The organism is Delftia sp. WSY_16 (genome assembly GCF_043104415.1).
Lineage (GTDB): Bacteria > Pseudomonadota > Gammaproteobacteria > Burkholderiales > Burkholderiaceae_C > Comamonas > Comamonas tsuruhatensis.
The window spans coordinates 516,170-542,255 of sequence record NZ_JBICKS010000019.1 but is presented as its reverse complement, the minus strand read 5'-3'; the positions used below and the strand labels follow the sequence as shown (position 1 = coordinate 542,255).

Sequence of the window (26,086 nt, the reverse complement as noted above, 5' to 3'; positions counted from 1 at the left end):
TCAGCCTCCATTGGTGTTGCGCGCGCCGTTGGCCGCACGGCCCGGCTTGGGCCGGGTACGCTGCGCGTCGGCCTGCGGCCGCTGCCGGCCGGGCCTGCGCGGCGCCGGGCGGGGCGGGGGTGCCTGGCGCGCCATGGCCAGCATTTCGCGGGCATGGGCCATCGTGGTTTCGGACTGGCGCTCGCCGCCCAGCATGCGGGCCAGCTCTGCCTCGCGCGCGGTGCTGTCCAGCGGCTGCACGGTGCTGAGCGTGCCCTGCCTTGCGCGCTGCTTGGCCACCAGATAGTGGTGGTCGGCACAGGCCGCGACCTGCGGCAGATGGGTGACGGACAGCACCTGGCGCGATCGGCCCAGCGCATGCATGAGGCGGCCCACGGTCTCGGCGACGGCGCCGCCCACGCCCGAGTCCACCTCGTCGAAGATCAGCGTGCCGGCCTCGCCCAGCTCGCTGGTGGTCACGGCAATGGCCAGCGAAATGCGCGACAGCTCACCGCCCGACGCCACCTTGGCAATCGGCTTGGGGCTGGCTCCAGGATGGCCGGCGACCAGGAAGGCCACGCTGTCCACGCCAAAGGCACCGGGAGAATCGGCTGTGGACAGGGCGGCCTCGAACAGGCCGCCTTCCATGCCCAGGCCCTGCATGGCCTGGGTGATGGCGCGCGACAGGCGCGGCGCAGCCAGGGCGCGTTGCTGCGACAGCACCCGGGCGCTGGCCTGGTAGTGCTGCTGCGCGGATTGCTCTGCAGCGTGCAGGGCCTCGATGTCCACGGCGGCGTCCAGCTGCTGCAGCTCCTGGCGCCAGCCGGCCAGCAGTGCCGGCAGCTCATCGGGCGTGCGGCGGTAGCGGCGCGCCAGCTGCATCCACAGCGACAGGCGTGCATCCAGCTCGGCCAGGCGTTCGGGGTCCAGGTCGGCGCGGCGCAGATAGGCCTGCAGCGAATGGCGCGCATCCTGCACCTGGGCCGTGCACGAGGCCAGCACGTCGGCGATGTTCTGGAACTCGGGCTCCAGGTGTTCCTGGTTCTGTATCAGATGGCTGGCGCGGCCCAGCGGAGTGATCACGCCGGCCTCGTCGTCCTCCAGCATCTGCAGCGTGGTCTGGGCGGTGTCTATCAGGGTCTGGGCATGCGACAGGCGCGTGTGCTGGGCATTAAGCTCGTCCCACTCGTCGGCCTGCGGGGCCAGCTTGTCGAGTTCGGTGATCTGCCACTGCAGCCGTTCGCGTTCGCGCTGCAGGCTGTCCTGGGCGGATTGCGCATGCTGCAGGGCTTGTCGTGCCTGGCTCCAGCGGCTCCAGCAGGCCTGGACCTCGCGGCTGTCTATGCCTGCATAGGCGTCCAGCAGCGCGCGTGCTGCGTCGGGCCGCGTGAGGCTTTGCCAGGCATGCTGGCCGTGGATGTCGATCAGCTGCTCGCCCAGGGCGCGCAGCTGCGTGGCCGTGGCCGGCGTGCCGTTGATCCAGGCGCGGCTGCGGCCCTGGGTGTCCACCGTGCGCCGCAGCAGCAGGCTGTTGTCCTCGCAGGCCAGGCCTGCCGCCTCCAGCCAGGGGCGCAGCCGCGCGCAGCCGTCGAACTCCACGCAGATATCGGCCTGGGGGCAGCCTTCGCGCACCACGTCGGCGTCGGCGCGGGCGCCCAGGGCCAGCTGCAATGCATCGATCAGGATGGATTTGCCGGCGCCGGTCTCGCCCGTCAGCACGGTGAAGCCCGCATGCCAGTCCAGATCCAGGGCCTGCACGATCACGAAGTCGCGCAGCACGATGCGCTTGAGCGCCATGGTCAGGCGCCTCCCTCGTTCCAGCCCAGTTTCTTGCGCAGCGTGGCGAAGTAGTTCCAGCCCTTGGGATGCAGAAAGCGCACGCTGTGGTGGGCGCGGCTCACGAGGATGCGGTCGCCGTGCTGCAGCGAGGCCAGCGACTGCATGTCGAAATTGGCGCTGACATCGCGCCCGGCCACGACTTCGATCGTGACCTCGTTGGCATCGGACAGCACGATGGGGCGATTGGACAGGTTGTGCGGCGCAATGGGCGCCATCACCCAGGCGGGGATGGACGGATGCATCATCGGCCCGCCAGCGGACAGGGCATAGGCCGTGGAGCCCGTGGGCGTGGCCACGATCAGGCCGTCGGCGCGCTGGTTGGAGACAAAGCGGCCGCCCACCTCGATGCGCAGCTCCACCATGCCGGAGGTGCCGCCGCGGTTGACCACCACGTCGTTCATGGCCAGGGCCTCGAACACGCATTCGCCCTCGCGGATCACGCGGGCGCACATCAGGGGACGCAGATCCTCTTCGTACTCGCCCTGCAGCATGGGGGTGAGCGTGGCCTCGAAGTCCTCCAGCGCGATGTCGGTGACAAAGCCCAGGCGGCCCTGGTTCACCCCGATCAGGGGCGTTCCGTATTGCGCCAGGTGCCGGCTCACGCCGAGCATGGTGCCGTCGCCGCCGACGACCAGGCCCAGGTCGCAATGCCTGCCCAGGCCATCGACATCGAGGGTGGGGTAGTCTGTGAGCCCTGCGTGCAGGGCCGATTGGGTATCAAGCACGACTTCGCAGCCCTGGCGCCTGAGGAAGTCCGCAATGCGCTCGAGCGCGTTGCTGGCATTCTCGGACGGGGCGCTTGCGCTGGGAGCGTGGTACTTCCCGATCAAGGCAACGTGGCGAAACGTGGACGTCATTTCTGGAAATTACATCATTAAAATCATCACATGCTCGACGAACGTGCCAAGTTGTTGCTCAAAGCGCTGATCGAGCGTTACATCGCTGACGGCCAGCCTGTGGGCTCGCGGACCCTGTCGCGTGCGTCGGGGCTTGAATTGTCGCCTGCCACGATACGCAATGTGATGGCTGACCTCGAAGACCTGGGGTTGATCATCAGTCCGCACACCTCGGCCGGCCGCATTCCGACCGCCCGGGGCTACCGGCTGTTCGTGGACACCATGCTCACGGCGGACCGTGCAGATATCGTGACGCCCGAGCTCGTGCCCGAGCAGCCGCAGAAAGTCATCGCCAACGCCGCCAATCTGCTGTCCAGCCTTTCCCAGTTCGTGGGCGTGGTGCTGGTGCCTCGCCGCACCTCGGTGTTCAAGCACATCGAATTCGTGCGACTGTCGGAGCGGCGCTTTCTGGTCATCATCGTCTCGCCCGACGGTGACGTGCAAAACCGCGTCATCTTCACCGACGTGGATTACTCGGCCTCCCAGCTGATCGAGGCATCGAACTTTCTCAACAGCCACTACGCAGGCCTGGCCATGGAAGAGGTGCGCGAGCGCCTCAAGGGCGAGGTCGAGCTTTTGCGCGGCGAGGTGGCCACCCTCATGCAGGCAGCCGTCAACGTGGGCACGGAGGCCATGACCAGTGCCCAGGAGGACGTGGTCATCGCGGGCGAGCGCAATCTGCTGTCGGTCAGCGATTTCTCCAGCGACATGGGCAATCTGCGCCGCGCCTTCGACCTGTTCGAGCAAAAGACCCAGATCCTCAGGCTGCTGGATTTCTCCAGCCAGGCTGAAGGTGTGCGCATCTACATCGGGGGCGAAAGCCAGGTCGTGCCCTTCGAGGAGCTGTCCGTGGTCAGCGCGCCCTACGAGCTCGACGGCAAGGTGGTGGGCACGCTGGGCGTGATCGGCCCCACCCGCATGCACTACGACCGCATGATCCAGATCGTGGACATCACCTCCAAGCTGGTCAGCAACGCGCTGAGCCACAAGCGCTGAGCCACAAGCGCTGAGCCGCGCAGGTTAGGATCTACAATAGCCGTTTGCCATGGCGTGCATCCGCGCTGCCCTGGTGAATCAGGGGCCTTAGCTCATGCTTGGTTAGAGCAGCGGACTCATAATCCGTTGGTGCCCAGTTCGACTCTGGGAGGCCCTACCATCCATTGGTATGAAAAAGCCTGCCGCCTTCCCGGGCGGCAGGCTTTTTTGCTGGGCGCGACGCTGCCGGCTGGCATGGCTGCCGTTGAATGCGACTTCCAGGTTTTTTGCAGAAATATGGCGCTTTTGCCTGGAAGCTCCAAAACCCGCTGCTACAATGCGAAGCGTTGCGGCTGTAGCTCAGCTGGATAGAGTACTTGGCTACGAACCAAGGGGTCGTGGGTTCGATTCCTGCCAGCCGCACCAAAAAACGCAAAGCCCTGAAGTTAAAAGACTTCAGGGCTTTTTCGTTTTCACGGGCCATCCGCTGGGATCCGCTGGGATGACACCCCCGGTCAGGCTTGCTGCGCCTTCGGCAGCACGATGCTGAAGGTGCTTCCCTGGCCTGGCGCGCTTTCTATCTGCAGCTGCCCGCCATGGCGGGCAGCCACGGTGCGTACAAAGGCCAGCCCAAGGCCTGCGCCGTCCAGGTGCTGATGGTGGTCCAGGCGCTCGAAGGGCTGGCTCAGGCGGGCGACGGCCTGTGCATCCATGCCGGGTCCGTGGTCCCGGATGGCGATGCGGCAATGGCCGGCGTCCTGCAGCAGCAGGCATTGCACCGTGGCGCCGCTTGCCGGTTGCCCGTGCGCTCCGTACTTGATGGCGTTGCCGATCAGGTTGACGGCTGCGCGGTGGAGCATGCCCGGGTCGCCCAGCACGGGGCATTCCTGCTCGGGCAGGCTGAATTCCAGCTGCACATGGGCGGCGCTGGCCTGGGCCCAGCAGCTTTCCACGGCCTGGTCCAGCACCAGGCCCAGGTCCAGCTGCTGCCGGCGCAGCGCCTGCTGCTGGGCACGAGCCAGGTGCACGAAATCGTCGGCCAGCTGCAGGGAGGCCTGGGCATAGCCTTCGATGCGCGGGAGCAGCATGCCCAGGTCGGGCGCTTGTACGGAACCACGCTGCATCTCCAGCAAGGTGATGATGGATGCCACGGGCGCCCGTATGTCGTGCGAGATGAACTGCATGGCCTGGTCGCGCTGGGCCTGGGCGCTGCGCAGATCGCTGATATCGACCAGGGTGATCAGCCAGCCTGTGGTGGGCGGAGCCTCGAAGGCCTGGACCAGCAGCATCAGGCTGCGGCCGCGGCCGTCGCGCCCCTCGCTGCTGAGCGGCAGGCCGCCGGCGGCAAGCGCCCTGGCCGTGAGCAGCGGGCTGCCGGCCTGCGGGCCGGGCGCCGTGTCCAGCGCCCGCAGGCCATCGAGCAGCCTGGGAAGGGAGTCGCCAGCGCGCAGGTCGTGATCCAGGCTGCGCGCATAGGCATGGGCCGCGGCATTGGCCAGCAGCACATGGCCCTGGCGGTCGCAGACAAAGGTGGGCGAGGGCAGCTGGCGCAGGCTTTCGCTGACGAAATGGTGCAGGGCGCGCAGTTGCCGCGAAGCCTGCTCGACGGCGGCAATGCGCTGGTCCAGCAGGTCGCCGCCCAGGCGCAGCGCGGTGGGCAGGCCCTGGCCCTGCAGGTCTCGCAGTTCCAGCGCCAGAAAGCGGGCGGCGGCGCGCAGGCGCAGCCAGCTCCACAGCGGATAGGCCAGGGCCAGGCCCAGCAGGGCTGCGGCAGGGGCCGTCTGCACCTGCCAGATGCGTGGTGCCAGCCCGGCCAGCGACAGGCAGGCCAGGGCCAGCAGCGCGCAGGCCAGCATGCCGCCCGAAGGGCCCAGCCAGGCCAGGGCCAGCAGGGCCAGCAGCACGGCTGCGGTGTTGAGCGCACGGTCCAGCCCCGCCGAAGCGCGGTGTACGTGCGAGCCCTGCAGGCTGCCGTTGAGCACATGGGCCAGCATTTCCACGCTGGAGATGGGGCGCGCGCTGGCACCCAGCGGTGCGGTGAACTGCGCTCCCAGTCCGGCGGCCGTCGTTCCTATGAGCACGTATTTGCCGCGAAATGCCGCAGCAGGAATGCGGCCGCGCAGCACGTCGATGTACGAATAGGTGGTGAAGGGAGAGCGGTCACGCGCGCCCTGCTCGGGCCTGGCCTGTGCGAAGGCAATGATCTCCCGCTGGCGGCGCTGCCATGCGGGTGTGCCGGGGTCCAGCGGCGGCACGGGTTCGGGGCGGGCGCATGCGCGGCCGTGCTGGCCCACGCAGTGCAGGGCCAGCGCCATGTGCCACCAGGGCTGCTGCGCGCTGCCTTCAATGGCATGGAAGCTGCGCACGGCGCCGTCGGAATCCACGGGCAGCTGGGTGTGGCCCAGCGCTGCCGCAGCCTGTGCAAAGGCCGGCAGCGGATCCGTACCCGGCGCCACGGGCAAGGCGGTGCGGCCGCTGCGCTGCAGGACGCGCGCCAGCAGCAGATCATCGCCTGGATAGTCCAGATCTTCTTCGCTGAGCATCACGTCCAGGCCGATGGCGCGCGGCGGGGCCTGGCTGATGCGCTCCAGCAGGCCCGCGTGCAAGGCACGCCTCCAGGGCCAGCGGCCTATGGCGTCGATGCTGGCATCGTCGATGGCCACGATGACGATGTCCTGAGATGCCTTGGGGCGGTGCAGCCAGCTGGCCGTGTCCTGCACCAGTCCGTTGATGCGCTCCAGCTGCCCGTCACCGCTGAGCCAGAACACCAGGGACAGCAGTCCCGCCGCCAGCAGCAGCCAGTCCCGCCGCAGCCCCCGGCCACGCGCGGGCGCCGGCTGCACCTGCTGCGCCGGCGTGGCGGGACTGTCAGGCGAAGGCGGCAGGGTGGACAAGCGTGGTCAAGGATTGAACGGGTGCGGTTACTGGCGCTGCAGGCGCTCTCCGCTGCCCGATTGCATCATCTCGCCGCTGGCATCGACGATCCAGCTGCCGGTGCGGAACTGGCGTGCGGCCGAGAAATCGCTGCGCAGGCCGTTGGCGTCCTCGATCTGCAGCCGCAGGTAGTAGCTGCCTGCGGGCAGGTCCTCGGTGCTCCATTGCGGCTGGTCGGTCCAGAGGTCAACCAGCGGCGCGGTGAACTCCTGGTCGCGCGCCACCATCACGTGGTAGCGCTGGCCGGGCTCGCCACTCCAGCGGATCTGGCGGCTGCCCTCGGCGGGGCCGTCGCCCATCTGCAGCGCGCTGGCCGAGGGCTGGGGCGGCACGGCCGCCAGCTGCATGGCCTGGGCTGCGGCGAACGGGCCCTGGTCGGGCTTGCCGTCGGCCAGCGTGCGGATGCTGGCGGCGCGCCAAAGATAGCGGCCGGCCGGCAGCCGGGCCAGCGCGGCTGCGTGCAATGTGCAGTCGTTCAGGTCGCGCGCGTCGATGGCGGGTTCGGCAAAGCCGGCCTGGGCATCGGCAGAAACGACCTGGATGCGGTAGCGCACGGCGCCCACCACCTTGGTGCACTGCAGGCCGGCGCGGCCCAGGCCCACGGTGGCGTCGGCCTGCGGTGATTCGTACAGCGGCGGCACGGGATGGGCCTTGACGCGCAGGGCGCGCCGGCTGGCTGCACCCGGAATGCCCTGGGCGTCGATGCCGCGCAGGGACAGTACATAGTCGCCATCGTCCACGCCTGCCAGGCGCAGCGGTGAGGCCGTGGCCTGGAAGCTGGCGCTGCGCAGCACCTGGGTCATGTCCGCGTCGCGCGACAGCTGCAGCTGGTAACGCACGGCGCCGGGCAAGGCCGGCAGGGGCAGGCTGATCCAGTTGGCGTCTTCCGCCAAGGCGGGCCAGGCGGTGATGTCGGGTGCGCCCAGCATGGGGCGGGGTTGGCCGACGCGGCCGTCTGCCGCCACGGCCACGCCCTGGCCGGGGTGCAGCAGCGCATCGCCGGAAGGTGCGCCAGAGGCGTCCGAGCCCACGGCGACCGTGCCTTCATCGACGGCGGCCGCTGTCCTGCCTGCCGCATCGGTCTGCACCAGGAAACGCGTGCCCCGCACGCTGGTCGATGCCACAGGCGTGCGCACTTCGAAGCGGCGCTGGGCATTGCCCTGCTCGGTGGGGACCGAGGCCTCCACGCTGCCTTCTCGCAGGTCGATCACGGACTGCAGGCTGCCGGCCCGGCCCTTGCGGCGCATCTGGCGCAGCAGGACATCGGACTGCGACTGCACGCGCACCAAAGAGCCATCGGCCAGGCGCACGGCCACAAAGGCGTCCGGCGCAAGCTGCAGTCGATCGCCTTCCTGCAGCGTCTGTCCCTTGCGCAGGACCTGGCCTGCGTCTTCGGCCGAGCCGCTTTGCGTGTCGGCCAGATGGTCGAGCGCGCGTGTGCTGCGCGCATCGCCCTGCACGAATTCCACGGAGGCCACGGCGGCGCGCAGCAGGCGCACGGGAATCTCCAGCACGGAGCCGGGCCGCAGACGGTACGGGTTGGCCACGCCGTTGTGCTGCTGCAGCTGGGTCCACTGGCGTGCATCGCCCAAGTAGCGGCTGGCCAGCTGTTCCAGGGTGTCGCCTGTGGCCACGCGGTGGGCGAGCATGTCGCCGCCGCTGGCGGCGGGTTTGATCTGGGCCTGTGTGGCGGCAGCGCCCAGCAGGGCCAGGCTTGCCAGCAGGCAGGCCCGCGCGACGGGCCCGCGCAGGCTGGCGGCGAGCAAGAGTCTGTTCATGGTGTTTGAGGTGCCGCCTGCAATGCCTCGTCAGGCACGTCCAGGCGGTAGCCGTAGCCGTACACGGCGCTGATGGCGTAGGGCTGACCGGCGCGCAGGTTCAGCAGCGCGCGAAGGCGCGAGATATGTGTGTCCAGCGAGCGCGACTGCACTTCGGCGTTGTGGCCCCACACGGCTTCGCGCAGGTGCTCGCGCGACAGCAGGCGGCCCTGGTTCTGGAACAGCGTCAGGGCCAGCGTGTATTCGCGGTGCGTCACCTCGATGGGCTGGCCATTCATTTCCAGGCTGTTGGTGGTGGTGAGGAACCGGAAGGGGCCGAACTCCAGCACGCTTTGCGTGTTCACCGGATAGGCGCGGCGCAGCAGGGCGGCCATGCGCGCGCGCAGCTCGCCGTGGCGCACGGGCTTGACCATGAAATCGTCTGCGCCGCAGGACAGGCCTTCGACGATGTCGGCCTCTTCGCTGCGGTGGGTGATGATGAGGATGGGCAGCTCGCGGCTCACATGGCCGCGCGTCCACCGCACCAGGTCCGTTCCTTCCATGTCCGGAAGGTGCCAGTCCACGATCAGAAGGTCGAAGCTCTCGCGGCGCAGTTCCAACTGCAGGGCCGAGCCCGTCTGGTAGGTGTGGCAGCTGTGGCCCGTCTCCAGCGCAACCTGACGCAGCATCTCCAGTTGCAGCGGATCATCGTCCAGAGCAGCGATACGCATCCCAATGTCCTTTCACGCAAGCGCCAGAATCCCGGGCGCAGGGCTTGCGGGCAAGACTGCCCGCAAATATGCGGTTTCTCAAGCGAAGCTTACCCTTACTCCGAAGCATCGCGCAGTTGCTGCAGGGCGGCCAGCACCAACTGCGCGTCGGCGGGCTGCAGCCGGGACTGCAGTGCGGACAGGGCCGCCTCGCCTTCCCTTTGCAGTTGGCCGATGGCCTGGCCGGCTTCCTTGGGGGCGTCGAAGCCCAGGCTTTGCAGCAGCAGCTGGCCGTCGGCAGCCACGAGCTTGAAGTAGAACTTGCCGTCGGCTTCGCGGTATTGCTTGAACTGGGGCAGGGCCTGCTTCGCGGCCTTGGCCTTGGCGGCCACGGGGGCCTGGGCCAGGCTGCGCAGGCCGACGGCCGAGCGCAGTTCGCGGATCAGGGGCAGGGTCTCGCGGCGGGCCTTGGTGGCGCCGGCCTGCAGGATGTCCTCCAGTTCGCCCGGATGGGCCACCAGGTGCTCGTAGCGCTCGCGCATGGGGGCCAGCTCGCGGTCGATGCGCTCGAACAGCTGCTGCTTGGCGTCGCCCCAGGCAATGCCTTCGGCGTACTGGCGGCGCAGCGCCTCGGTTTCTTCCTCGCTGGCAAAGCCCTGGTAGATCTGGAACAGGGCCGAGCCCTCGACTTCCTTGGGCTCGCCGGGCGTGCGCGAATCGGTGGTGATGCTGCCGATGAGCTTGCGCAGCTGCTCGCGCGTGGAGAACAGCGGGATGGTGTTGTTGTAGCTCTTGCTCATCTTGCGGCCGTCCAGGCCGGGCAGCGTGGCCACGTTGTCCTCGACCTGTGCCTCGGGCAGCGTGAAGAACTCGCCGCCATAGATGTGGTTGAAGCTGGAGGCCATGTCGCGCGCCATCTCGATGTGCTGGACCTGGTCGCGGCCCACGGGCACCTTGTGGGCGTTGAAGGCCAGGATGTCGGCAGCCATCAGCACGGGGTACATGAACAGGCCGGCAGTCACGCCGTCATCGGTCTCGGCGCCGTCCGCGTGGTTCTTGTCCACGGCCGCCTTGTAGGCGTGGGCGCGGTTGAGCAGGCCCTTGCCGGTCACGCAGGTCAGCAGCCAGCACAGCTCGGGGATCTCGGGGATGTCGGACTGGCGGTAGAAGGTCACATGCTCGGGGTCCAGCCCCGCCGCCAGCCAGCTGGCCGCGATCTCGATGGTGGAGCGCTGCACGCGCGCCGGGTCCTGGCACTTGATCAGTGCGTGGTAGTCGGCCAGGAAGTAGAAGTTCTCCACCTCGCGCGAGCGGCTGGCCGCGATGGCCGGGCGCAGCATGCCGGCATAGTTGCCGAGGTGCGGGGTTCCGCTGGGAGTGATGCCGGTGAGGAAACGGATGGTGCTCATGACGGGAGACTGCGACAGGCAATAGAGAGAAAAGAAGGGAATCTGACGGGCAGGCTGGGCGGGTCTGCCGCGCGTTCAGCGCAGCAGCGCGATCAGCGGCGTCAACGCGAGATCGATCACGGCATAGCCGAGATCCATCAGCGGCCGCAGCCACAGGCTGCCGACCACGCCGGCGATGACCAGTCCCATGACGATGAAGAATCCCCAGGGTTCGATCCGCGCCACCCATTGCGCCTGGCGCCAGGGCAGCAGGCCGACGAGGATGCGCCCGCCGTCCAGCGGCGGCAGCGGGAAGAGGTTGAAGGCCCACATCACCAGATTGACCAGGATGCCGGCGCGGCACATTTCAATGAAGAAGCGCTCGCCCACTCCCGATCCGACCAGAACCACGAGCAGCACGCCCCACATCAGCGCCTGCACGAAATTGGAGGCCGGGCCCGCCAGAGCCACCCAGATCATGTCGCGCTTGGGGTTGCGCAACTGGTCGAAGCGCACGGGCACGGGCTTGGCGTAGCCGAACAGGAAGGCGCCCGAGGTGGCGAAATACAGCAGCAGCGGCATCAGGATGGTGCCGATGGGGTCGATGTGCTTGATGGGGTTGAGCGTGATGCGTCCCATCATGGCGGCCGTGTTGTCGCCGAAGTGGCGTGCGGCATAGCCGTGGGCAGCCTCGTGCACCGTGATCGCGAAGAGCACGGGCAGGGCATAGATGAGTACGGTCTGGATGAGGTTGGAGATGTCCACGGCGGGCATTGTCTCAGACGGCGGCCACCCTTGCCGCTGGGCACCGCCAGAGCCCGTGCGCAGCGCTGCGGCCGACCGGATATGGTGGTTTCCCGCGGATTGGCAACAGCCGCCTCTGTGTTGCAAAATGAAACAGCAATGCGATGGGCGAATCAACAGGTTTTTCACCAAGGCCCTCGGGCCATATGGACAAGAGGTGGCACGTGGGCGTACTGGGCTTGGGCAGGCTGCCGATAGGCTGGCGGCTGGTGATTGCGTTCGGCGGTATCAATCTGCTGGTGTTCACGATGATGGCGGTCACGGTGCTCTCGCTGGGGCAGGCCGAGCAGGCGCTGGCGGCCGGCGGGGCGACCACGGTGGCCGAGCAGGCGCTGGTGCACACGCGCTGGTGGGTGCTGGGCCTGGGGGCGGCCGTCTGCACACTGGCCCTGGTGGCCTGGTTCAGCCTGCGGCGCGGCATCGTGCAGCCGCTGGGCCAGGCCATCCTGATTGCCGAAACGGTGGCCGCCGGCGACCTGAGTCAGGAGTTTTCGACCGAGCTGCAGGGCGACTTCGGCCGCCTGCTGGGCGCGCTGGGCACCATGGAAGACACGCTGACCGAGCTGGTCGGCCGCATCAAGCAGTCCACGGATTCCATCGGCCTGTCGGCCGGTGAGATCGACGCCGGCAACACCGACCTGTCGCGCCGCACCGAGGCCCAGGTCTCGGCGCTGGCCCAGACGGCGGCCAGCATGGAGCAACTCACGGCCACCGTGCGCCAGAACGCGGAGCGCGCGCATTCGGCCAGCGGCCTGGCCGTCGATGCATCGTCCACGGCCAGGCGCGGGGGGGCCGTGGTGGGCGAGGTGGTGCAGACCATGGAGGCCATCAGCGGCAGCTCGCGCAAGATCGTGGACATCATCCAGGTCATCGAAGGCATTGCCTTCCAGACCAATATCCTTGCGCTGAACGCGGCCGTGGAGGCGGCACGCGCGGGCGAACAGGGCCGGGGCTTCGCCGTGGTGGCCAGCGAGGTGCGCAGCCTGGCCGGCCGTTCGGCCGAGGCTGCCAAGCAGATCAAGGAACTGATCACCACCAGCGTGCGCCAGGTGGAAAGCGGCGCGGGCCTGGTCAACCAGGCGGGGGCCACCATGCAGGAGATTGTCGGCGCCGTGGGCCAGGTCTCGGGCCTGCTCGGCGAAATGTCGCAGGCCCTGCGCGAGCAAAGCGAAGGCATTGCCCAGGTCAACGCCGCCGTGGGCCACATGGACAGCGCCACCCAGGAGAACGCGGCCCTGGTGCATCAGGCCTCGCGTGCGGCCTCAGCGTTGAGCGAGCGCGCCCAGGAGCTGGAGCAGGCCGTGGGCGCCTTCAAGCTCGATGACGAGCCGCAGGATGCTGGCGCTGGCGTGCGGGTGCAGCCGCAGAAGCCGTCGATGGCTCCCGCCGCAGTCTTGTCCGCCGCTGTGACGAGGCCGTTGCAGCGCGCGCCGGCTGCTGCACCCCGGCCCCTGGAGTGGGCGCAGCACTGAACGCCTTTCAGGATCAAGCAGCAAAAACAGACGCCGGGCATGCCCGGCGTTGATGTTTGTGCGGGGGGTGGGGTGATTCAGGTCATTTCCAGGCCCAGGGCCTCCAGGCTGCCCCGGCCTTGCCGCACCACGGTGGGCGGATTGCCCAGGGCCATGGGCACCAGGTCGATCACCGTGGTCGGCTCCGAGGGGCAGGCACCTGCATCGACGATGGCATCGAGCTCGTGGGGAAAGCGCTCCAGGATGGCATCCGCGTCATGCAGGGCCTCGGTCTCTCCGGGCGGGATCAGCGTGGTGGCGATCAGCGGCTCGCCCAGCTGCTCCAGCAGCAGCTGCGTGCCCTTGCGGTCCGGCACGCGCAGGCCGATGGTCTTGCGCGAGGGGTGGCTCAGGCGCTTGGGCACTTCCTTGGAGGCTTCCAGGATGAAGGTGTAGGGGCCCGGCGTGGCCAGCTTCAACAGCCGGTACTGGCGGTTGTCCACGCGCGCATGGCTGGACAGCTCCGACAGGTCGCGGCACAGCAGCGTGAGGTGGTGCTTGTCGTTGATCTGGCGGATGCGGCGAAGCCGCTCCACCGCAGGGCGGTCGTCCAGATGGCAGACCAGGGCATAGCTGGAGTCCGTGGGAATGGCCAGGATGGCGCCCTGGCGCAGCATGTCGGCGGCCTGCTTGATGAGACGGGGCTGGGGATTGTCGGGGTGGGCTTCGAAGCGTAGGACCATGGTGTGCGTTGTTTGCGGGAAGGGCTCAGGCCGGCTGAATGCGCTCGCCCAGCAGTTCCCATACCGGCGTCAGCTGGCCCGGCAGGTAGGGCAGGTCGCCCAGGTCGGTATGCGACTCCTCGGGGCTGTGGAAGTCGCTGCCGCGCGAGGCGGCCAGGCCGAACTCGCGGGCCATGTCGGCATAGACGGCGTACTCGCTGGGGCGGTGGCTGCCGGTGACGACCTCCACGCCCTGGCCCCCATGGGCCTTGAATTCGGAAAACAGCGCGTACTCCTCGTTGGCCGTCAGCGCATAGCGGGCCGGGTGGGCGATCACCGCCACGCCGCCGGCCTGCGTGATCCAGCGCACGGCGTCGGCCAGGCGCGCCCAGGTATGGGGCACGTAGCCGGGATGGCCTTCGGTCAGGTAGTGCCGGAACACCTCGCCGGTGTCGCGGCAGCGGCCGGATTCCACGAGAAAGCGCGCGAAATGCGTGCGCGAGATCAGCGCGGGATTGCCGGCAAAGCGCAGCGCGCCTTCGTAGCTGCCTTCAATGCCGGCCAGCTCCAGCTGGCGGGCCATCTCGCGGGCGCGGGGACCGCGTCCGTCGCGCGTGGCATGCAGGCCTTCGACCAGGGCCGGGTCGTCTGCGTCAAAGCCCAGTCCCACGATGTGCACCGTGGTGCCTGCAAAGCTCACCGAGATCTCTGCGCCCGTCAGGTAGTCCAGGCCGCAGGCGCGCGCTGCGGCGGCTGCGCGGTGCTGGCCGCCGACCTCGTCATGGTCGGTCAGCGCCCACAGCTGCACGCCGCGGGCTGCGGCACGTTCGGCCAGTTGTTCAGGCGTCAGCGTTCCATCCGAGACCACGGAGTGGCTGTGCAGATCGGCATTCAGATAGGACTTGGGCACCGGCCCATTGTAGGTGTCGGTCCTTTTCCGAGCCTGGCGCTGCGGCTGGGGACTTCCCTGAGTGCGGGTTTACCGCCCTCAATAGTGACAGCGGCATGACGATGATCAGCCAGGCGCCGTCAAGGGTGGACAAGAATGATTGCCCGGAGCGAAGGTCGGCGGGGCGCCATGGCCAGGCTCCGGCATTGTTAGAAAAAAGATCGGTTTTTCCATGAATCTGAATCAAATCACCGTCGCCCAGAAACTCTGGGCCCTGGTGCTGGGACTGCTGGTGAGCATGCTGGCGGTCAACGGCGGCATCCTGTTCTATCTGCACGGAGTCAACGAGAAGATCAACACCGACGTGATGACCGCGCAGCGCGGCGCCACGCTGGCGCGCGAGTGGCGGCATCTGACCCAGATGAGCGTGGAGCGCTCCATCGTCGCGGCCATGTCGCCCGACGAGACGCTGGCCGCGCAGCAGCGCGCGCTGATGAGCAAGGGCATAGAACGCATCAACGTGCTGCAAAAGCAGGTGGGCGAGCTGCAGCTCGATGCCAAGGGCAAGCAGGCGCTGGAGGCCGTGGCGGCCGAGCGCCGGGAAACGCTCAAGGCCAACTCGGCGGCCCAGGATGCGCGCAAGGCCAGCGACTTCGCCTCCACCTTCGACATCGTGGAAAAGCAGCTGCGCCCGGCGGCCGAGCGCTACAACACGGCGCAGGAAGCCTTTGTGCAGCAGCAGGAGCGCCAAAGCGAGCTGGCGCGCGAGGAGGGCGTCGCCCACCGCACCCGGGCCTACTGGATCGGCGCCCTGGCCAGCGCGCTCATCGTGGCCCTGGGCCTGTTCATGGGCATGGCCATCATGCGTTCCATCACACGTCCGCTGGACCAGGCCGTGGCGCTGGCCGACGGCATTGCCGCAGGCGACCTCACGGGGTCGGTGCAAAGCAACCGGGGCGATGAGCTGGGCCATCTGCTGCAGGCGCTCAACGGCATGGCCCAGCGGCTGCGCGGCGTGGTGGGCGAGGTGCGTTCGGGCGTGGAGTCCGTGTCCACGGCCTCCAACCAGATCGCCAGCGGCAACCAGGACCTGTCCTCGCGTACCGAGCAGACGGCGGCGAATCTGGAGGAGACGGCGGCCAGCATGGAGGAGCTGACGGCCACCGTCACCCAGTCGGCCGATACGGCGCGCCAGGCCAACCAGCTGGCGGCCACGGCCGCGCAGGCGGCCGAGCAGGGCGGCGCCGTGGTGGCCCAGGTGGTCACCAGCATGCAGCAGATCACGGACAGCAGCCGCAAGATCGCCGACATCATCGGCGTGATCGACGGCATTGCCTTCCAGACCAACATCCTCGCGCTCAACGCCGCCGTGGAAGCGGCCCGCGCAGGCGAGCAGGGCCGGGGCTTTGCCGTGGTGGCCGGCGAGGTGCGTTCGCTGGCGCAGCGCAGTGCCGAGGCCGCCAAGGAGATCAAGCTGCTGATCACCACCAGCGTGGACAACGTGCAGTCGGGCTCGCAGCAGGTGGAGCAGGCGGGGCGCTCCATGGAGGAAATCGTCTCCAGCGTGCGCCGCGTCAGCGACCTCATCGGCGAGATCACCGCCTCGTCCACCGAGCAGCGCGACGGCATTGGCCAGGTCAACCAGGCCGTGAGCCAGCTCGACCAGATGACGCAGCAGAATGCGGCCCTGGTCGAGGAATCCAGCGCGGCTGCGCTGGCCATGCAGGACCAGGCGCGGCGCCTGTCCGAGGTGGTGGCGGTGTTCAAGCTGGGGCAGGAAGGCAGTGCGCTGGCACCGGCCCGGGCGCAGGCGCCCGCCAGTTCAGCCGCCGTGGCGCGCCGACCGGCAGCAGCCCCTGCAGCGGCGGCGCGTCCCGCGCCCGCGGCACGCCCGGCTGCCGCCGTGCGCAATGCACCGGCGCCCCAGATCCAGCCGCCTGTGGCCAAGGCGCCCGCCCGGGCACCTGCCAAGGCCGGCGCGGACGACGACTGGGAGACCTTCTAGCGGGAGGAGCGGGGATGCAGGCCGGCGCGTCCATGTGCGCCGGCCTGCAGGCCTTCGTCAGTTGCGCGGTTTGCCGTAGTCGGGCGAGCGCGGGCCCGGCAGCAGTCCGCGCTGCGCCATGGGCGACAGCAGGCGCTGGTTGGCGATGGAGGCGATCTGCACGCTGCGGTCGTTCATGGTGTCCAGGATCTGGTTGAGCAGTGCCGTCACCAGAATGCCGACCAGTCCGCCGCCCGAGCTTTGGCCTTCGGCACTGGAGGCCGTGGCGCTGCCGTCCCACAGCTGTGTGCCGGTACGCAGGTCCACCAGTTTGGCGTCCAGCGTGACCACCGAGGCGCTGCTGATCACCGCATAGCTGGTGCCGTAGTTGCGGATGTTCAGGTACAGGGCCGCATCGGCGCCAAAGATTTCACGGAGCTTGGCCACGGGCAGTTCCTGCGCATCGTCGGCGTTGACGATGCCGTTCTGGCGGAACATTTCCTCGGTGACCGCCACGGGCAGGACGTAGTAGCCAGCCTCGGCCAGCGGCAGCGTGATCTGCGACAGCACGCCGGCCGGCGCATTCACTTCCGGCGACTGGTTCAGCGCGGGCATGACCAGGATGGATGCAGGCTTGGATGCCCGCAGTGCCGAATAGTCATAGGGCGCAGTGGTGGCGCACCCGGTCAGTGCGACGGTCATGGCCAGGGCCAGGGTCTTGATGTGTGTGCTCAGGCGCATCTCAATCCTTGCGGGCCGTGAAGGTTTGCAGCAGCGTGTCCATGAACTTGGCGGATTCGGGGAAATGCTGCTTTTCCTCTGCCAATTGCTGCACCGTCTTTTCGTTGTTGCCGGTCCGGGAATACAGCATGGCCATATGGGCGCGATAGCCGGGGGGCAAAGCCTTTCCCTCGGCCTGCACCTTCAGGCGGGTTTCTTCCAGCTTGAGCAATTGGTCCTCGGCGCCTGTGCTTCCGTCATCCTTGAGGTATTGATAGACCTGGGGCTGGTAATCGTTCCAGGCATACAGAGGCTGGCGCGGTGCGGCGCAGCCGGCCAACGAGGCGCAAACGGCCAGTGCAGCCAGGGTTGCGGCCGAATGGGGAATCTGCTTCATTGCGCGGGCTTCCATGCACCGCTGTCCATGCCGGCCGCCAGCTTGTCCACGGCTTCGCGGATGGCCAGATCCAGCACCTTGCCATTGAGTGTGGAGTCATAGCCGGCCGTGCTGCCGAATCCCACGATTTCCCGGTTCGACAGGCTGTATTCGCCTGCGCCCTGCACCGAATAGACGACTTCGGAGGTCTGCACCCGGACGATGTTCAGGCTGACCTTGGCATAGGCCACCTGCTCCTTGCCACGGCCGAGCACGCCGAAGAACTGGCGGTCCCCGACCACCTTGCGGCCGAACTCGCTCACGTCGCCGGTCACGACGTAGGTGGCGCCCTTGATCGCCTGCTCCTGCCGGTTGAAGCCCGCTTCCTGGCGGGTCTCGGACATGTTGTCGCGGTCCAGCACGCTGAATCGGCCGCTTTGCTGCAGGTGGGTTACCAAGATGGTTCTGGCCTGGCCACCGAGGCGGTCGACTCCGTCCGAGAAAATGCCGCGCTGAAAGCTGGAGCGGTTGTCGAATTTGCCCACGGAAATGGGGCTGCGCGGGCCTTGATAGGCGCTGGATGCAGAAGCGGGCTTGGCTGTTTCAAGCGTGCGCGATTGCTCGGTGGTGGAGCAGCCGGAAAGGCCGGCGGCCAGGGTGATGGCAATGGCCGTGCAAGGCCACAGGCGAGAGGTCATGAGTATTTCCCCGGTTTTCTTGGAATGAATTTGCAATAATTTGTTGCAAAAACCGGGGATATTAACCGAGGGGCACCGTGAATGGCGCCCCGGGTCTCTAGGACGCGTCCGAATGCACTCCCTCGATCAGGAATTGCACCTTGCGCTCTCCGCGCCATTCATTGATGTCCATGCGAAAGGCAATGCAGGCCGATGGCGGCAGCGGGTCGGTATGGCCGAACCAGATGCCGTCCACGGTTTCGCCCTGATGGCGCAATTGCAGTTTCAGGTGCTTTTCACCGACCAGGCGCTGTGAGAGCACTTCCAGCTGTTCGCTGAAGGTGGGCGGGGCAAAGCCCTGGCCCCAGACCGCGAGATTGAGCTGCTCGACCATTTCGGGCTTGCGGAAATCCGGGTCCAGCGGTCCGTCGGTCTCTATGCGGCGCGTCAGCGTGGCCGCGTCCAGCCATTCCTGTGCCACCTGGGCCAGGGCCTTTTCGAACACCGCGAAACCGGCCTCGGCAATGGTGCAGCCGGCCGCCATGGCGTGGCCGCCAAAGCGCAGCAGCAGGCCGGGGTGGCGCTTGGATACGAGGTCCAGCGCGTCGCGCAGGTGAAAGCCGGGAATGGAGCGGCCCGAGCCCTTGAGTTCATGCTCGTGCCCCGGCGCGCCGCTGGCTGCGAAGACGAAGCTGGGCCGGTGCATGCGGTCCTTGATGCGCGAGGCCACGATGCCGACCACACCTTCGTGGAAATCGGGGTCGAACACGCTGATGGCCGCCGGCGGCGTCATGCCGTCCGTGCACAGGCCCTCGGCCATGAGCAGGGCCTGCTCGCGCATGCCGCCTTCCAGCTCGCGGCGCTCGCGGTTGATGGCGTCCAGCATCTGGGCCAGGTTGGCGGCGCGGCCCGCATCGTCCGTGGTCAGGCACTCGATGCCGATGGTCATGTCGGACAGCCGGCCGGCCGCATTGATGCGCGGACCCAGTGCGAAGCCGAAGTCGAAGGTGGTGGCCGCAAAGGCCTTGCGGCCGGCCGCGTCGAACAAGGCCTGCAGGCCCGGCTGCATCTGGCCTCGGCGTATCTGCTTGAGGCCCAGGGCGACCAGGCGGCGGTTGTTGGCGTCCAGCTTCACCACGTCGGCCACGGTGCCCAGGGCGACCAGGGGCAGCAAGGCCTCCAGACGGGGCTGGCTGGTCTTGTCGAAGCGGCCGCGCGCGCGCAGTTCGGCTCGCAGGGCCAGCAGCACGTAGAACATCACGCCGACACCGGCCATGGACTTGCTCTCGAAGCTGCAGCCGGGCTGGTTGGGGTTGACGATGGCATCGGCCAGCGGCAGGTGGTTGCCGGGCAGGTGGTGGTCGGTGACGACCACCTGCAGGCCTAGGGACTTGGCCTCGGCCACGCCTTCGACGCTGGCAATGCCGTTGTCCACGGTGACCATCACGTCGGCGCCGGTTTCCTTGACACGGCGCGCGATGGGGGGTGTCAGGCCGTAGCCGTCCACCACGCGGTCGGGCACCAGGTAGCCGACCTCGGTCGCGCCCAGCATGCGCAGGCCGCGCCAGCCCACGGCGCAGGCGGTGGCACCGTCGCAGTCGTAGTCGGCCACGATGCACAGGCGCAGGCCGCGCTCTATGGCATCGGCCAGCAGCCGCACGGCGGCGTCCATGCCCAGCAGGCCCGAGGGGGCCAGCAGGCGCGCGGGCGTGTCGTCCAGTTCGTCGGCGGAGCACACGCCGCGTGCGGCGTAGAGCTGGGCCAGCAGCGGGTGGACACCGGCCTGGCGCAGTGCCCAGGCCTGCTGCGCAGGGATCTCGCGGGGAATGATTTTCATGGGCAGTGTGTCAGAGCATGCGGCCCAGGTCGGGCAGGGCGCGGGGGCCGAAAAGGCCCGTCAGCCTGTCCAGCCAGCGCGGCGGGCGGCTGCTCCATGCGATGGCATGGCGTTCGCCGCACAGCGTCAGCGTGAGCGGGTGGCCTGCGCGCACGCGCTCCAGCAGGCGGGCGATGAGCCCGGCGTCCAGCGCCTTCCAGGCCTGGCGCCAGGCAGCGGGGTTGCCCTGCAGGGCTGCGGCGTGAAGGTCGTCCAGGCATTGCACGGCGGCCTTGGCGCCGGTGGCCGTGCCGGGCTGCAGGCGCCCGGCGCCGTGGACCCAGAAGGCGTTGATGGGCACCTGGCCGCGGGCGGCGCGGGCGTCGTTGAAGACATGGGTGTAGAGCAGCATCTGCACCTCGCTTTGCAGGCGGTGCAGGGCGCGTGCCTGCTGCGCGTCGGGCAGCCAGGGCCGCACGTCGCGGCCGATGACGCGGTCCATGGAGGCCGTGGCCAGGTCATCGAACAGCGCACCGCGCGCCAGCCAGCGCTGCGGCTGCTGGTACTCCAGCACGATGCCGTCGTCAGCGAACCAGGGCGCCAGCAGGGCCAGCAGCTGGCGGGATTCCTCATCGCTGAGGGGCGTGGTGGCGGGATCGCTCTGGTGCACCTGGTCTGCGCCTATGTGCCAGTGGCAGGGCGTGACATAGGCGCAGGCCTGCGCCGTCTCACCGGCCTGCCAGGCGGCCCAGGCAATCAGGCCCGGTGCATCGGGCAGGCCCAACGAGCGCGCCAGGGTGCGTTCGTGGGGGGGAGAAAAATCCATCTCAGTGCCGGTCTGTGCGGGCGCGGGCTGCATCAGCGCCAGCAGGGATTGGAGATGTGGCAGCTCCAGGCCGCCCCAGGCGGCAGCGACGGCGGCGTCATCGCCCGCATCCGAGGACGGACCGCCGGCATAGGGAATGATCCATTCGGTCGTTTCCTCCAGCGGGGCTTGGGTGGAGGACACCAGGGGAGCGGTCAAAAGCATGGCCGCTATTGTCGGGCATGGGGTGCCGCAGTGCCGGCGCCTTCGTTTTTCCCCTTGGAGCGCGGTTCAGCGCTGGGGCATGTCGCGGGCCGAAGAGACCAGGCTGACCGTGGCGTCCTCGGGGATGGGCGGCATGCCCTGGTTCCAGTCTTCCCAGGCGCTGCGCATGGCGGCCAGACGCTCGGGCGCGCGCACTGCCTGGTTGGCGCGCTCGCGCTCGTCGCTGGCCAGGTCGAACAGGTAGTCGATGCCGTCCACGCGCAGGTACTTCCAGTCGCCGTCGCGCAGCGCGCGCTGGCCGCGGTGCTTCATGCGCCAGTGCAGGGCGCGCGGGAATTCGGCATCTTCGGCGCGCAGCACGGGCAGCAGGGAGACGCCGTCCAGCGCATGGCCGGCCGGCGCCTGCACGCCGGCGGCATCCAGCACCGTGGCCGACCAGTCCATGCTCATGCAGTGCTGGGTGCTGCTGCGGCCCGGCGCGATCACGGCCGGCCAGTGCGCAATCCAGGGCACGCGTATGCCGCCTTCGGTCAGGTCCATCTTGCCGCCGACCAGGGGCCAGTTGTCGGAGAAGCGTTCGCCGCCGTTGTCGCTGGTGAAGACGATGAGGGTGTTGTCCAGCTGTCCGCTGGCACGCAGCGCCTCGACGATCCAGCCTATGCCTTCGTCCATGTGGTGGATCATGCGGCGGTACTGGTGGATGTTGCCGCCGTCCAGGTGGGCAATGCCTGCGCCCAGGGCCTCGGCCGTGCTGCGGTCATCGCGCGTTTCCCAGGGCCAGTGCGGCGCCGTGTAGTGCAGGCTCAGGAAGAAGGGCGCATCGCCCTGGGCCATGCGGTGGACGAAGTCCACGCTGCGCTGCGACAGCAGGTCGGTCAGGTAGCCCTCGTCGTGGTGCTCCTCCTCGCCCACCCACAGGTCGTGCTGGCCCGAGCTGCTCAGATGGGTGAAGTAGTCCACGCCGCCCGACATGGGGCCGAAGTATTCCTCGTAGCCCGAGCGCAGCGGGCCGAAGTGCGGCGGGTAGCCCAGGTGCCACTTGCCGATCAGCGCCGTGCGGTAGCCGGCATCCCTGAGCATGGAGGGGACGGTGGGCATGTCCGGCGGCAGGCCCAGCTTCTCGCCCAGCGGCGTGCCGCGTGTCTTGCTGTTGATGGGCTCCTCGGCCGCACCGCGCAGGCGGTACTGGTAGCGCGCCGTGGCCAGGGCAAAGCGCGTGGGAGAGCACACGGGCGAGTTGGCATAGCCCTGGGTGAGCCTGAGGCCGCTGGCGGCCAGGCGGTCGAGCACCGGGGACACCGCTCCGAAGTCGGCCGCGCGGCCGCCGTAGCAGCCGAGGTCGGCATAGCCGAGGTCGTCGGCCACGATGAAAAGGATATTGGGACGGGACATGGAAATGCGCTCTGTGCAGGGTCGTGGGCGGGAAGCGGCGGCGCTCATTCCATCTTCATTCCGGTGGACTGGATCACGGTCCGGTAGCGGTCGGCCAGCGCCTGTATGCGTTCGGCGGCGGCCGGGCCGGTCAGGCCTTCGTAGAACAGGTCGTTGGCGCGCATGCGCTCGCGCAGCGCCGGATCCTTCATGGCCTTTTCCAGCGCGGACTGGATCCTGGCGACCAGCGGCTCGGGCGTGGCGGCCGGCACCCACAGGGCGAACAGCACTTCCTGCTCCAGGTCCTTGTGGCCCAGCTCGCCCACGGTGGGCACGCCGGGCACCAGCGGGTTGCGCTGGCGCGTGGTCACGGCCAGCGGCACGACCTTGCCGGCCGCCACCTGGCCCAGCATGGCCGAGGAGCTGATGATGCCGCCGTCCACCTCGCCGGCCAGCACGGCCGTGCTGGCCGGGGCGTTGCCCTTGTAGGGCACGTGGCTGACCTTGGCGCCCGTGGCATGGGTGAGGATGGCCGAGGCCAGGTGGCCCGGCGTGCCGTAGCCGGCCGAGCCCAGCGTCAGGCCGCTTCTCTTGCCCTGGGCGATGAACTGGTCCAGGGTCCTGAGGCCTGTGCGTGGGTTGACGGCCACCATCATTCCCTGCGAGGCGATCATCATCACGGGACGCAGGTCCGTGCCCTTGAACGGCATGCTCTTGTAGATGAAGGGATTGACGGTGAAGGTCGTGTCGATGCCGACCAGCAGCGTGTAGCCGTCGCCGGGCGCCTTGGCCGCGTTGTCGGTGCCGATGTTGCCGCCCGCGCCGGGCCGGTTGTCCACGACGAAGGGCTGTTTGAGTTCACGCTGCAGTACCTCGCCCAGGCTGCGCGCCAGGATGTCGGCGGCGCCGGCGGGCGCGAAGGCGACGACGATGCGCACGGGTTTGGCGGGCCAGGCCGCGGCATCGGCGGCCGCATCGGCCCGGGCGCCAGCGCCGGAGCCCAGGCCCAGCAGAAGGGCCAGGCCGGCCCGCAGCAGCGGGCTGCGCAAGGCATGGGTGGCATGGGTGGCTTGGAACAGGGAAAACATGGTCGGCGAACTTTCTGCGCTGCGGGTGCGCCGGGCTTTGCGAGAATCCCCAAGCCGGCTCCGGACGGTGGCTCCCGTTGTCTCCTTTCCGGACGGGGCCACTGTAGAAGTCCCCGCAGCAATTGATCTAATCAACTGTTCCCCGTGAATACCCGTCCAGCCCCCACGTCCATCCAGCAGATGCTGCTGTTTCGCATCAACCGCTACTTTGGTGCGGCCGGCGGCGTGGCCATGCGCATGTGCGAGGCGCATTTCGGCATCACGCGCCGCGAGTGGGGCGTGATGGCCACGGTGGCTGCCAACGAGGGCCTGCTGTCGTCGGAGCTGGCCGAACGCGCGCAGCTGGACCGCGCACGCACCTCGCGCGCCCTGAGCGGGCTGGAGGAAAAGGGCTGGGTGCAGCGCAGCCCCCTGCCCGGCGACCGCCGCCGCGTGGCCGTGTCGCTGACCGCCGAGGGGCGGCGCATGTACGGCCTGATCCTGCCGCGCATGGCCCAGATCCATCTGGACCTGGTGTCCGTGCTCAGCGACGAGGAACTTGAACAATTCGACACCTTGCTGGCCAGGCTGCAGCGCCATGCGCTGACGCTGGAGGCAGAGGGCCGCTACGACGCCCTGCCGCGCGTGGACCGCGGACGGCACCGGCGCTGACACGCCGACGGCAAAGCCTGCCGCCATGCAGGGCCTGCGGGCGATGACACAATGCATGCCCATGCAATTTCCCTACGAACTGGCCGTCGGCTGGCGCTACACCCGGGCCGGGCGCGCCACGCGCCGCAACGGCTTCATCTCGTTCATCTCCGGCGTCTCCATGCTGGGCATCGCCCTCGGTGTCGCGGCGCTGATCATCGTGCTCAGCGTGATGAACGGCTTCCAGAAGGAAGTGCGCGACCGCATGCTCAGCGTGGTCTCGCACATCGAGATCTTCGCGCCCCAGGGCGCGGCGCTGCCCGATCTGGAGCGCACCATGCGCGAGGCGCGCGCCAACCCCGACGTGCTGGGCGCCGCCCCCTTCGTCGCGGCCCAGGCGCTGCTGGCGCGTGGCGAGGACATGAAGGGCACCCTGGTGCGCGGCATCGATCCGGCGCGCGAGGGCGAGGTCACCGACGTGGCCGCCACCAATGCCGAGGTGCTCCAGCGCCTGGTGCCTGGCGAGTTCAACGTGGTGCTGGGCGTGGAGCTGGCGCGCTCGCTGGGCGTGCGCCAGGGCGACATGGTCACGCTGATCGCCCCGGGCGGCCAGGTCACGCCGGCCGGCGTGGTGCCGCGCCTCAAGCAGATGCATGTGGCAGGCACCTTCGACTCCGGCCACTACGAATACGACTCGGCCCTGGTGATGATGCATTACGAGGACGCGCAGCGCCTGTTCCGCCTGGAAGGGCCGACCGGCATCCGCCTGAAGCTCAAGGACCTGCACGAGGCGCCGCGCGTGGCCATGGAGCTGGCCCACACCATCACCGACCGCCTGCTGATCCGCGACTGGACCCAGCAGAACCGCACCTGGTTCGCGGCCGTGCAGCTGGAAAAACGCATGATGTTCATCATCCTCACGCTCATCGTGGCCGTGGCTGCGTTCAACCTCGTGTCCACGCTGGTGATGACGGTGACCGACAAGCGCGCCGACATCGCCATCCTGCGCACGCTGGGCGCCTCGCCGTCCAGCATCATGGGAATCTTCATGGTGCAGGGCGCCATGGTGGGCGTCATCGGCACCTTCGCGGGCTTGCTGCTGGGCCTGGGCATCGCCTTCAACATCGATGTCATCGTGCCGGCCATCGAGCGCCTGCTGCATGCCAACTTCCTGCCCAAGGACATCTACCTGATCAGCAAGATGCCCAGCGATCCGCAGTACAGCGACATCATGCCCATCGCCGTGATCTCCCTGGTCCTGGCCTTTGTCGCCACCATCTACCCGAGCTGGCGCGCCAGCCGCGTGAACCCCGCCGAGGCGCTGCGCTATGAATGAAGTGAATGTGATGCCCGGTTTCGAAGTGTCCCAGCAGGGCGCCGTGGTCCTCGATGCGCGCGGCCTGACCAAGCGCTTCGCCGAAGGACGGCTCAACGTGCAGGTGCTGGCAGGGGTCGACCTGCAGGTGCGTGCGGGCGAGACGCTGGCCATTGTCGGCGCCTCGGGCTCGGGCAAGAGCACGCTGCTGCACCTGCTGGGCGGGCTGGATGCCCCCACCAGCGGCAGCGTCACCCTCAAGGGCGAGCCCCTGCATGAACTCAGCGCCCAGAAGCAGGGTGCGCTGCGCAACAGGCACCTGGGATTCATCTACCAGTTCCACCATCTGCTGCCCGAATTCAGCGCCCAGGACAACGTGGCCATGCCGCTGCGCATACGCCGCGACGACCGGGCCGAGTGCATGGAGCGCGCCGCACGCATGCTGGCGGCCGTGGGCCTGGGCGAACGCATGCTGCACCGGCCGGCCGAGCTGTCGGGGGGCGAGCGCCAGCGCGTGGCCATTGCCCGCGCCCTGGTCACGCAGCCTGCCTGCGTGCTGGCCGACGAGCCCACCGGCAACCTGGACCGCAGCACGGCCGACACCGTGTTCCGCCTGATGCTGGAGCTGGCGCGCAGCCATGGCACGGCCTTTGTGATGGTCACGCACGACGAGCAGCTCGCGGCGCGCTGCGACCGCATGGTGCGCCTGGTGCAGGGACAGCTGGCCTGACCCTG

22 protein-coding genes and 2 tRNA genes are annotated in these 26,086 nt (G+C 68.5%); 8 read left to right on the top strand and 16 right to left on the bottom strand.

What is annotated here, in order from left to right; translation table 11 throughout:
• Together recN and ACF8O7_RS11855 are read right to left on the bottom strand one after the other, a co-directional pair.
• Positions 1–1,776: a DNA repair protein RecN gene (gene recN / locus ACF8O7_RS11860; protein ID WP_046986090.1), complete on the bottom strand. Its 1,776-nt coding sequence runs from the start codon at positions 1,774–1,776 to the stop codon at positions 1–3.
• 2 nt (positions 1,777–1,778) lie between these two features.
• Positions 1,779–2,675, bottom strand: a complete 897-nt coding sequence (locus tag ACF8O7_RS11855; RefSeq protein ID WP_016451050.1) for an NAD kinase — start codon at positions 2,673–2,675, stop codon at positions 1,779–1,781.
• A 30-nt stretch (positions 2,676–2,705) separates the two neighbouring features.
• On the opposite strand from ACF8O7_RS11855, the gene hrcA reads away from it, so the two are divergent.
• The 3 genes from hrcA (at position 2,706) to ACF8O7_RS11840 (ending at position 4,115) form a co-directional block, all read left to right on the top strand.
• Positions 2,706–3,710, top strand: coding sequence for a heat-inducible transcriptional repressor HrcA (hrcA, locus tag ACF8O7_RS11850; protein WP_016445711.1), 1,005 nt, complete (start codon positions 2,706–2,708; stop codon positions 3,708–3,710).
• Positions 3,711–3,791: 81 nt separating this feature from the next.
• A tRNA-Ile gene (locus ACF8O7_RS11845) sits at positions 3,792–3,870 on the top strand.
• Positions 3,871–4,038: 168 nt separating this feature from the next.
• A tRNA-Arg gene (locus ACF8O7_RS11840) sits at positions 4,039–4,115 on the top strand.
• An 89-nt stretch (positions 4,116–4,204) separates the two neighbouring features.
• On the opposite strand, the gene ACF8O7_RS11835 is transcribed toward ACF8O7_RS11840, so the two are convergent.
• The 5 genes from ACF8O7_RS11835 to ACF8O7_RS11815 form a co-directional block, all read right to left on the bottom strand.
• On the bottom strand, positions 4,205–6,583 hold the full coding sequence (locus ACF8O7_RS11835) for a CHASE2 and HATPase_c domain-containing protein (protein WP_280047522.1): 2,379 nt from the start codon (positions 6,581–6,583) through the stop codon (positions 4,205–4,207).
• Between the two features lie 27 nt (positions 6,584–6,610).
• Positions 6,611–8,401, bottom strand: a complete 1,791-nt coding sequence (locus tag ACF8O7_RS11830; RefSeq protein ID WP_275824374.1) for a FecR domain-containing protein — start codon at positions 8,399–8,401, stop codon at positions 6,611–6,613.
• Positions 8,398–9,111 (bottom strand): response regulator transcription factor, encoded by a 714-nt coding sequence (locus ACF8O7_RS11825; RefSeq protein WP_016445714.1) that lies wholly within the window; start codon positions 9,109–9,111, stop codon positions 8,398–8,400. The genes ACF8O7_RS11830 and ACF8O7_RS11825 overlap by 4 nt, the downstream gene beginning before the upstream one ends.
• Positions 9,112–9,206: 95 nt before the next feature.
• Positions 9,207–10,499, bottom strand: coding sequence for a tryptophan--tRNA ligase (locus ACF8O7_RS11820; RefSeq protein WP_017404606.1), 1,293 nt, complete (start codon positions 10,497–10,499; stop codon positions 9,207–9,209).
• Positions 10,500–10,574: 75 nt separating this feature from the next.
• A complete protein-coding gene (locus tag ACF8O7_RS11815) occupies positions 10,575–11,252 on the bottom strand; it encodes a site-2 protease family protein (RefSeq protein WP_016445716.1) in 678 nt (225 codons plus the stop codon).
• A 176-nt stretch (positions 11,253–11,428) separates the two neighbouring features.
• Here ACF8O7_RS11815 and ACF8O7_RS11810 point away from each other — a divergent pair, with 176 nt between their 5' ends.
• Complete coding sequence (locus tag ACF8O7_RS11810; RefSeq protein ID WP_047217067.1) at positions 11,429–12,754, top strand: methyl-accepting chemotaxis protein; 1,326 nt, start codon at positions 11,429–11,431, stop codon at positions 12,752–12,754.
• A 77-nt stretch (positions 12,755–12,831) separates the two neighbouring features.
• On the opposite strand, the gene ACF8O7_RS11805 is transcribed toward ACF8O7_RS11810, so the two are convergent.
• Both ACF8O7_RS11805 and ACF8O7_RS11800 read right to left on the bottom strand, forming a co-directional pair.
• Entirely contained in the window at positions 12,832–13,476 is a 645-nt protein-coding gene (locus ACF8O7_RS11805) for an L-threonylcarbamoyladenylate synthase (protein ID WP_016445718.1), read from the bottom strand.
• Positions 13,477–13,501: 25 nt separating this feature from the next.
• Positions 13,502–14,365 (bottom strand): 3',5'-nucleoside bisphosphate phosphatase, encoded by an 864-nt coding sequence (locus ACF8O7_RS11800; RefSeq protein WP_016445719.1) that lies wholly within the window; start codon positions 14,363–14,365, stop codon positions 13,502–13,504.
• Between the two features lie 211 nt (positions 14,366–14,576).
• Here ACF8O7_RS11800 and ACF8O7_RS11795 point away from each other — a divergent pair, with 211 nt between their 5' ends.
• Complete coding sequence (locus ACF8O7_RS11795) at positions 14,577–16,349, top strand: methyl-accepting chemotaxis protein (protein ID WP_046984442.1); 1,773 nt, start codon at positions 14,577–14,579, stop codon at positions 16,347–16,349.
• Positions 16,350–16,406: 57 nt separating this feature from the next.
• On the opposite strand, the gene ACF8O7_RS11790 is transcribed toward ACF8O7_RS11795, so the two are convergent.
• The 7 genes from ACF8O7_RS11790 to ACF8O7_RS11760 form a co-directional block, all read right to left on the bottom strand.
• Positions 16,407–17,069 carry a DUF799 domain-containing protein gene (locus ACF8O7_RS11790; RefSeq protein WP_126310882.1) on the bottom strand — a complete coding sequence of 221 codons (663 nt, stop codon included), beginning with the start codon at positions 17,067–17,069 and terminating at the stop codon, positions 16,407–16,409.
• Between the two features lies 1 nt (position 17,070).
• On the bottom strand, positions 17,071–17,445 hold the full coding sequence (locus ACF8O7_RS11785; RefSeq protein ID WP_034364091.1) for a DUF4810 domain-containing protein: 375 nt from the start codon (positions 17,443–17,445) through the stop codon (positions 17,071–17,073).
• Positions 17,442–18,122, bottom strand: a complete 681-nt coding sequence (locus ACF8O7_RS11780; RefSeq protein WP_126310881.1) for a CsgG/HfaB family protein — start codon at positions 18,120–18,122, stop codon at positions 17,442–17,444. The genes ACF8O7_RS11785 and ACF8O7_RS11780 overlap by 4 nt, the downstream gene beginning before the upstream one ends.
• Before the next feature lie 97 nt (positions 18,123–18,219).
• A complete protein-coding gene (gene recJ, locus ACF8O7_RS11775; protein WP_126310880.1) occupies positions 18,220–19,938 on the bottom strand; it encodes a single-stranded-DNA-specific exonuclease RecJ in 1,719 nt (572 codons plus the stop codon).
• A 10-nt stretch (positions 19,939–19,948) separates the two neighbouring features.
• Entirely contained in the window at positions 19,949–20,947 is a 999-nt protein-coding gene (locus ACF8O7_RS11770; protein ID WP_126310879.1) for a phosphoglycerate mutase, read from the bottom strand.
• A 66-nt stretch (positions 20,948–21,013) separates the two neighbouring features.
• Positions 21,014–22,339, bottom strand: a complete 1,326-nt coding sequence (locus ACF8O7_RS11765) for a sulfatase (RefSeq protein WP_209799621.1) — start codon at positions 22,337–22,339, stop codon at positions 21,014–21,016.
• A gap of 44 nt (positions 22,340–22,383) precedes the next feature.
• Positions 22,384–23,406, bottom strand: a complete 1,023-nt coding sequence (locus tag ACF8O7_RS11760) for a tripartite tricarboxylate transporter substrate binding protein (RefSeq protein ID WP_012207201.1) — start codon at positions 23,404–23,406, stop codon at positions 22,384–22,386.
• A gap of 180 nt (positions 23,407–23,586) precedes the next feature.
• On the opposite strand from ACF8O7_RS11760, the gene ACF8O7_RS11755 reads away from it, so the two are divergent.
• The 3 genes from ACF8O7_RS11755 to lolD all read left to right on the top strand — a co-directional run bounded on the left by ACF8O7_RS11755 (position 23,587) and on the right by lolD (position 26,081).
• Positions 23,587–24,057 carry a MarR family winged helix-turn-helix transcriptional regulator gene (locus tag ACF8O7_RS11755; RefSeq protein ID WP_016445728.1) on the top strand — a complete coding sequence of 157 codons (471 nt, stop codon included), beginning with the start codon at positions 23,587–23,589 and terminating at the stop codon, positions 24,055–24,057.
• 61 nt (positions 24,058–24,118) lie between these two features.
• On the top strand, positions 24,119–25,372 hold the full coding sequence (locus tag ACF8O7_RS11750; RefSeq protein WP_034347641.1) for a lipoprotein-releasing ABC transporter permease subunit: 1,254 nt from the start codon (positions 24,119–24,121) through the stop codon (positions 25,370–25,372).
• The gene (gene lolD, locus ACF8O7_RS11745) at positions 25,365–26,081 is read left to right on the top strand and encodes a lipoprotein-releasing ABC transporter ATP-binding protein LolD (RefSeq protein WP_013800885.1); all 717 of its coding nucleotides are present in this window, start codon (positions 25,365–25,367) and stop codon (positions 26,079–26,081) included. Before ACF8O7_RS11750 ends, lolD begins: the two co-directional genes overlap by 8 nt.
• Positions 26,082–26,086 lie beyond the last annotated feature (5 nt).

Coding starts and splice junctions, on each gene's coding strand:
- recN (WP_046986090.1), bottom strand. CDS start 1,776: ATGGCGCTCAAGCGCATCGTGCTGCGCGACTTCGTGATCGTGCAGGCC.
- ACF8O7_RS11855 (WP_016451050.1), bottom strand. CDS start 2,675: ATGACGTCCACGTTTCGCCACGTTGCCTTGATCGGGAAGTACCACGCT.
- hrcA (WP_016445711.1), top strand. CDS start 2,706: ATGCTCGACGAACGTGCCAAGTTGTTGCTCAAAGCGCTGATCGAGCGT.
- ACF8O7_RS11830 (WP_275824374.1), bottom strand. CDS start 8,401: ATGAACAGACTCTTGCTCGCCGCCAGCCTGCGCGGGCCCGTCGCGCGG.
- ACF8O7_RS11825 (WP_016445714.1), bottom strand. CDS start 9,111: ATGCGTATCGCTGCTCTGGACGATGATCCGCTGCAACTGGAGATGCTG.
- ACF8O7_RS11820 (WP_017404606.1), bottom strand. CDS start 10,499: ATGAGCACCATCCGTTTCCTCACCGGCATCACTCCCAGCGGAACCCCG.
- ACF8O7_RS11815 (WP_016445716.1), bottom strand. CDS start 11,252: ATGCCCGCCGTGGACATCTCCAACCTCATCCAGACCGTACTCATCTAT.
- ACF8O7_RS11810 (WP_047217067.1), top strand. CDS start 11,429: ATGGACAAGAGGTGGCACGTGGGCGTACTGGGCTTGGGCAGGCTGCCG.
- ACF8O7_RS11805 (WP_016445718.1), bottom strand. CDS start 13,476: ATGGTCCTACGCTTCGAAGCCCACCCCGACAATCCCCAGCCCCGTCTC.
- ACF8O7_RS11795 (WP_046984442.1), top strand. CDS start 14,577: ATGAATCTGAATCAAATCACCGTCGCCCAGAAACTCTGGGCCCTGGTG.
- ACF8O7_RS11790 (WP_126310882.1), bottom strand. CDS start 17,069: ATGCGCCTGAGCACACACATCAAGACCCTGGCCCTGGCCATGACCGTC.
- ACF8O7_RS11785 (WP_034364091.1), bottom strand. CDS start 17,445: ATGAAGCAGATTCCCCATTCGGCCGCAACCCTGGCTGCACTGGCCGTT.
- ACF8O7_RS11780 (WP_126310881.1), bottom strand. CDS start 18,122: ATGACCTCTCGCCTGTGGCCTTGCACGGCCATTGCCATCACCCTGGCC.
- recJ (WP_126310880.1), bottom strand. CDS start 19,938: ATGAAAATCATTCCCCGCGAGATCCCTGCGCAGCAGGCCTGGGCACTG.
- ACF8O7_RS11770 (WP_126310879.1), bottom strand. CDS start 20,947: ATGCTTTTGACCGCTCCCCTGGTGTCCTCCACCCAAGCCCCGCTGGAG.
- ACF8O7_RS11765 (WP_209799621.1), bottom strand. CDS start 22,339: ATGTCCCGTCCCAATATCCTTTTCATCGTGGCCGACGACCTCGGCTAT.
- ACF8O7_RS11760 (WP_012207201.1), bottom strand. CDS start 23,406: ATGTTTTCCCTGTTCCAAGCCACCCATGCCACCCATGCCTTGCGCAGC.
- ACF8O7_RS11755 (WP_016445728.1), top strand. CDS start 23,587: ATGCTGCTGTTTCGCATCAACCGCTACTTTGGTGCGGCCGGCGGCGTG.
- ACF8O7_RS11750 (WP_034347641.1), top strand. CDS start 24,119: ATGCAATTTCCCTACGAACTGGCCGTCGGCTGGCGCTACACCCGGGCC.
- lolD (WP_013800885.1), top strand. CDS start 25,365: ATGAATGAAGTGAATGTGATGCCCGGTTTCGAAGTGTCCCAGCAGGGC.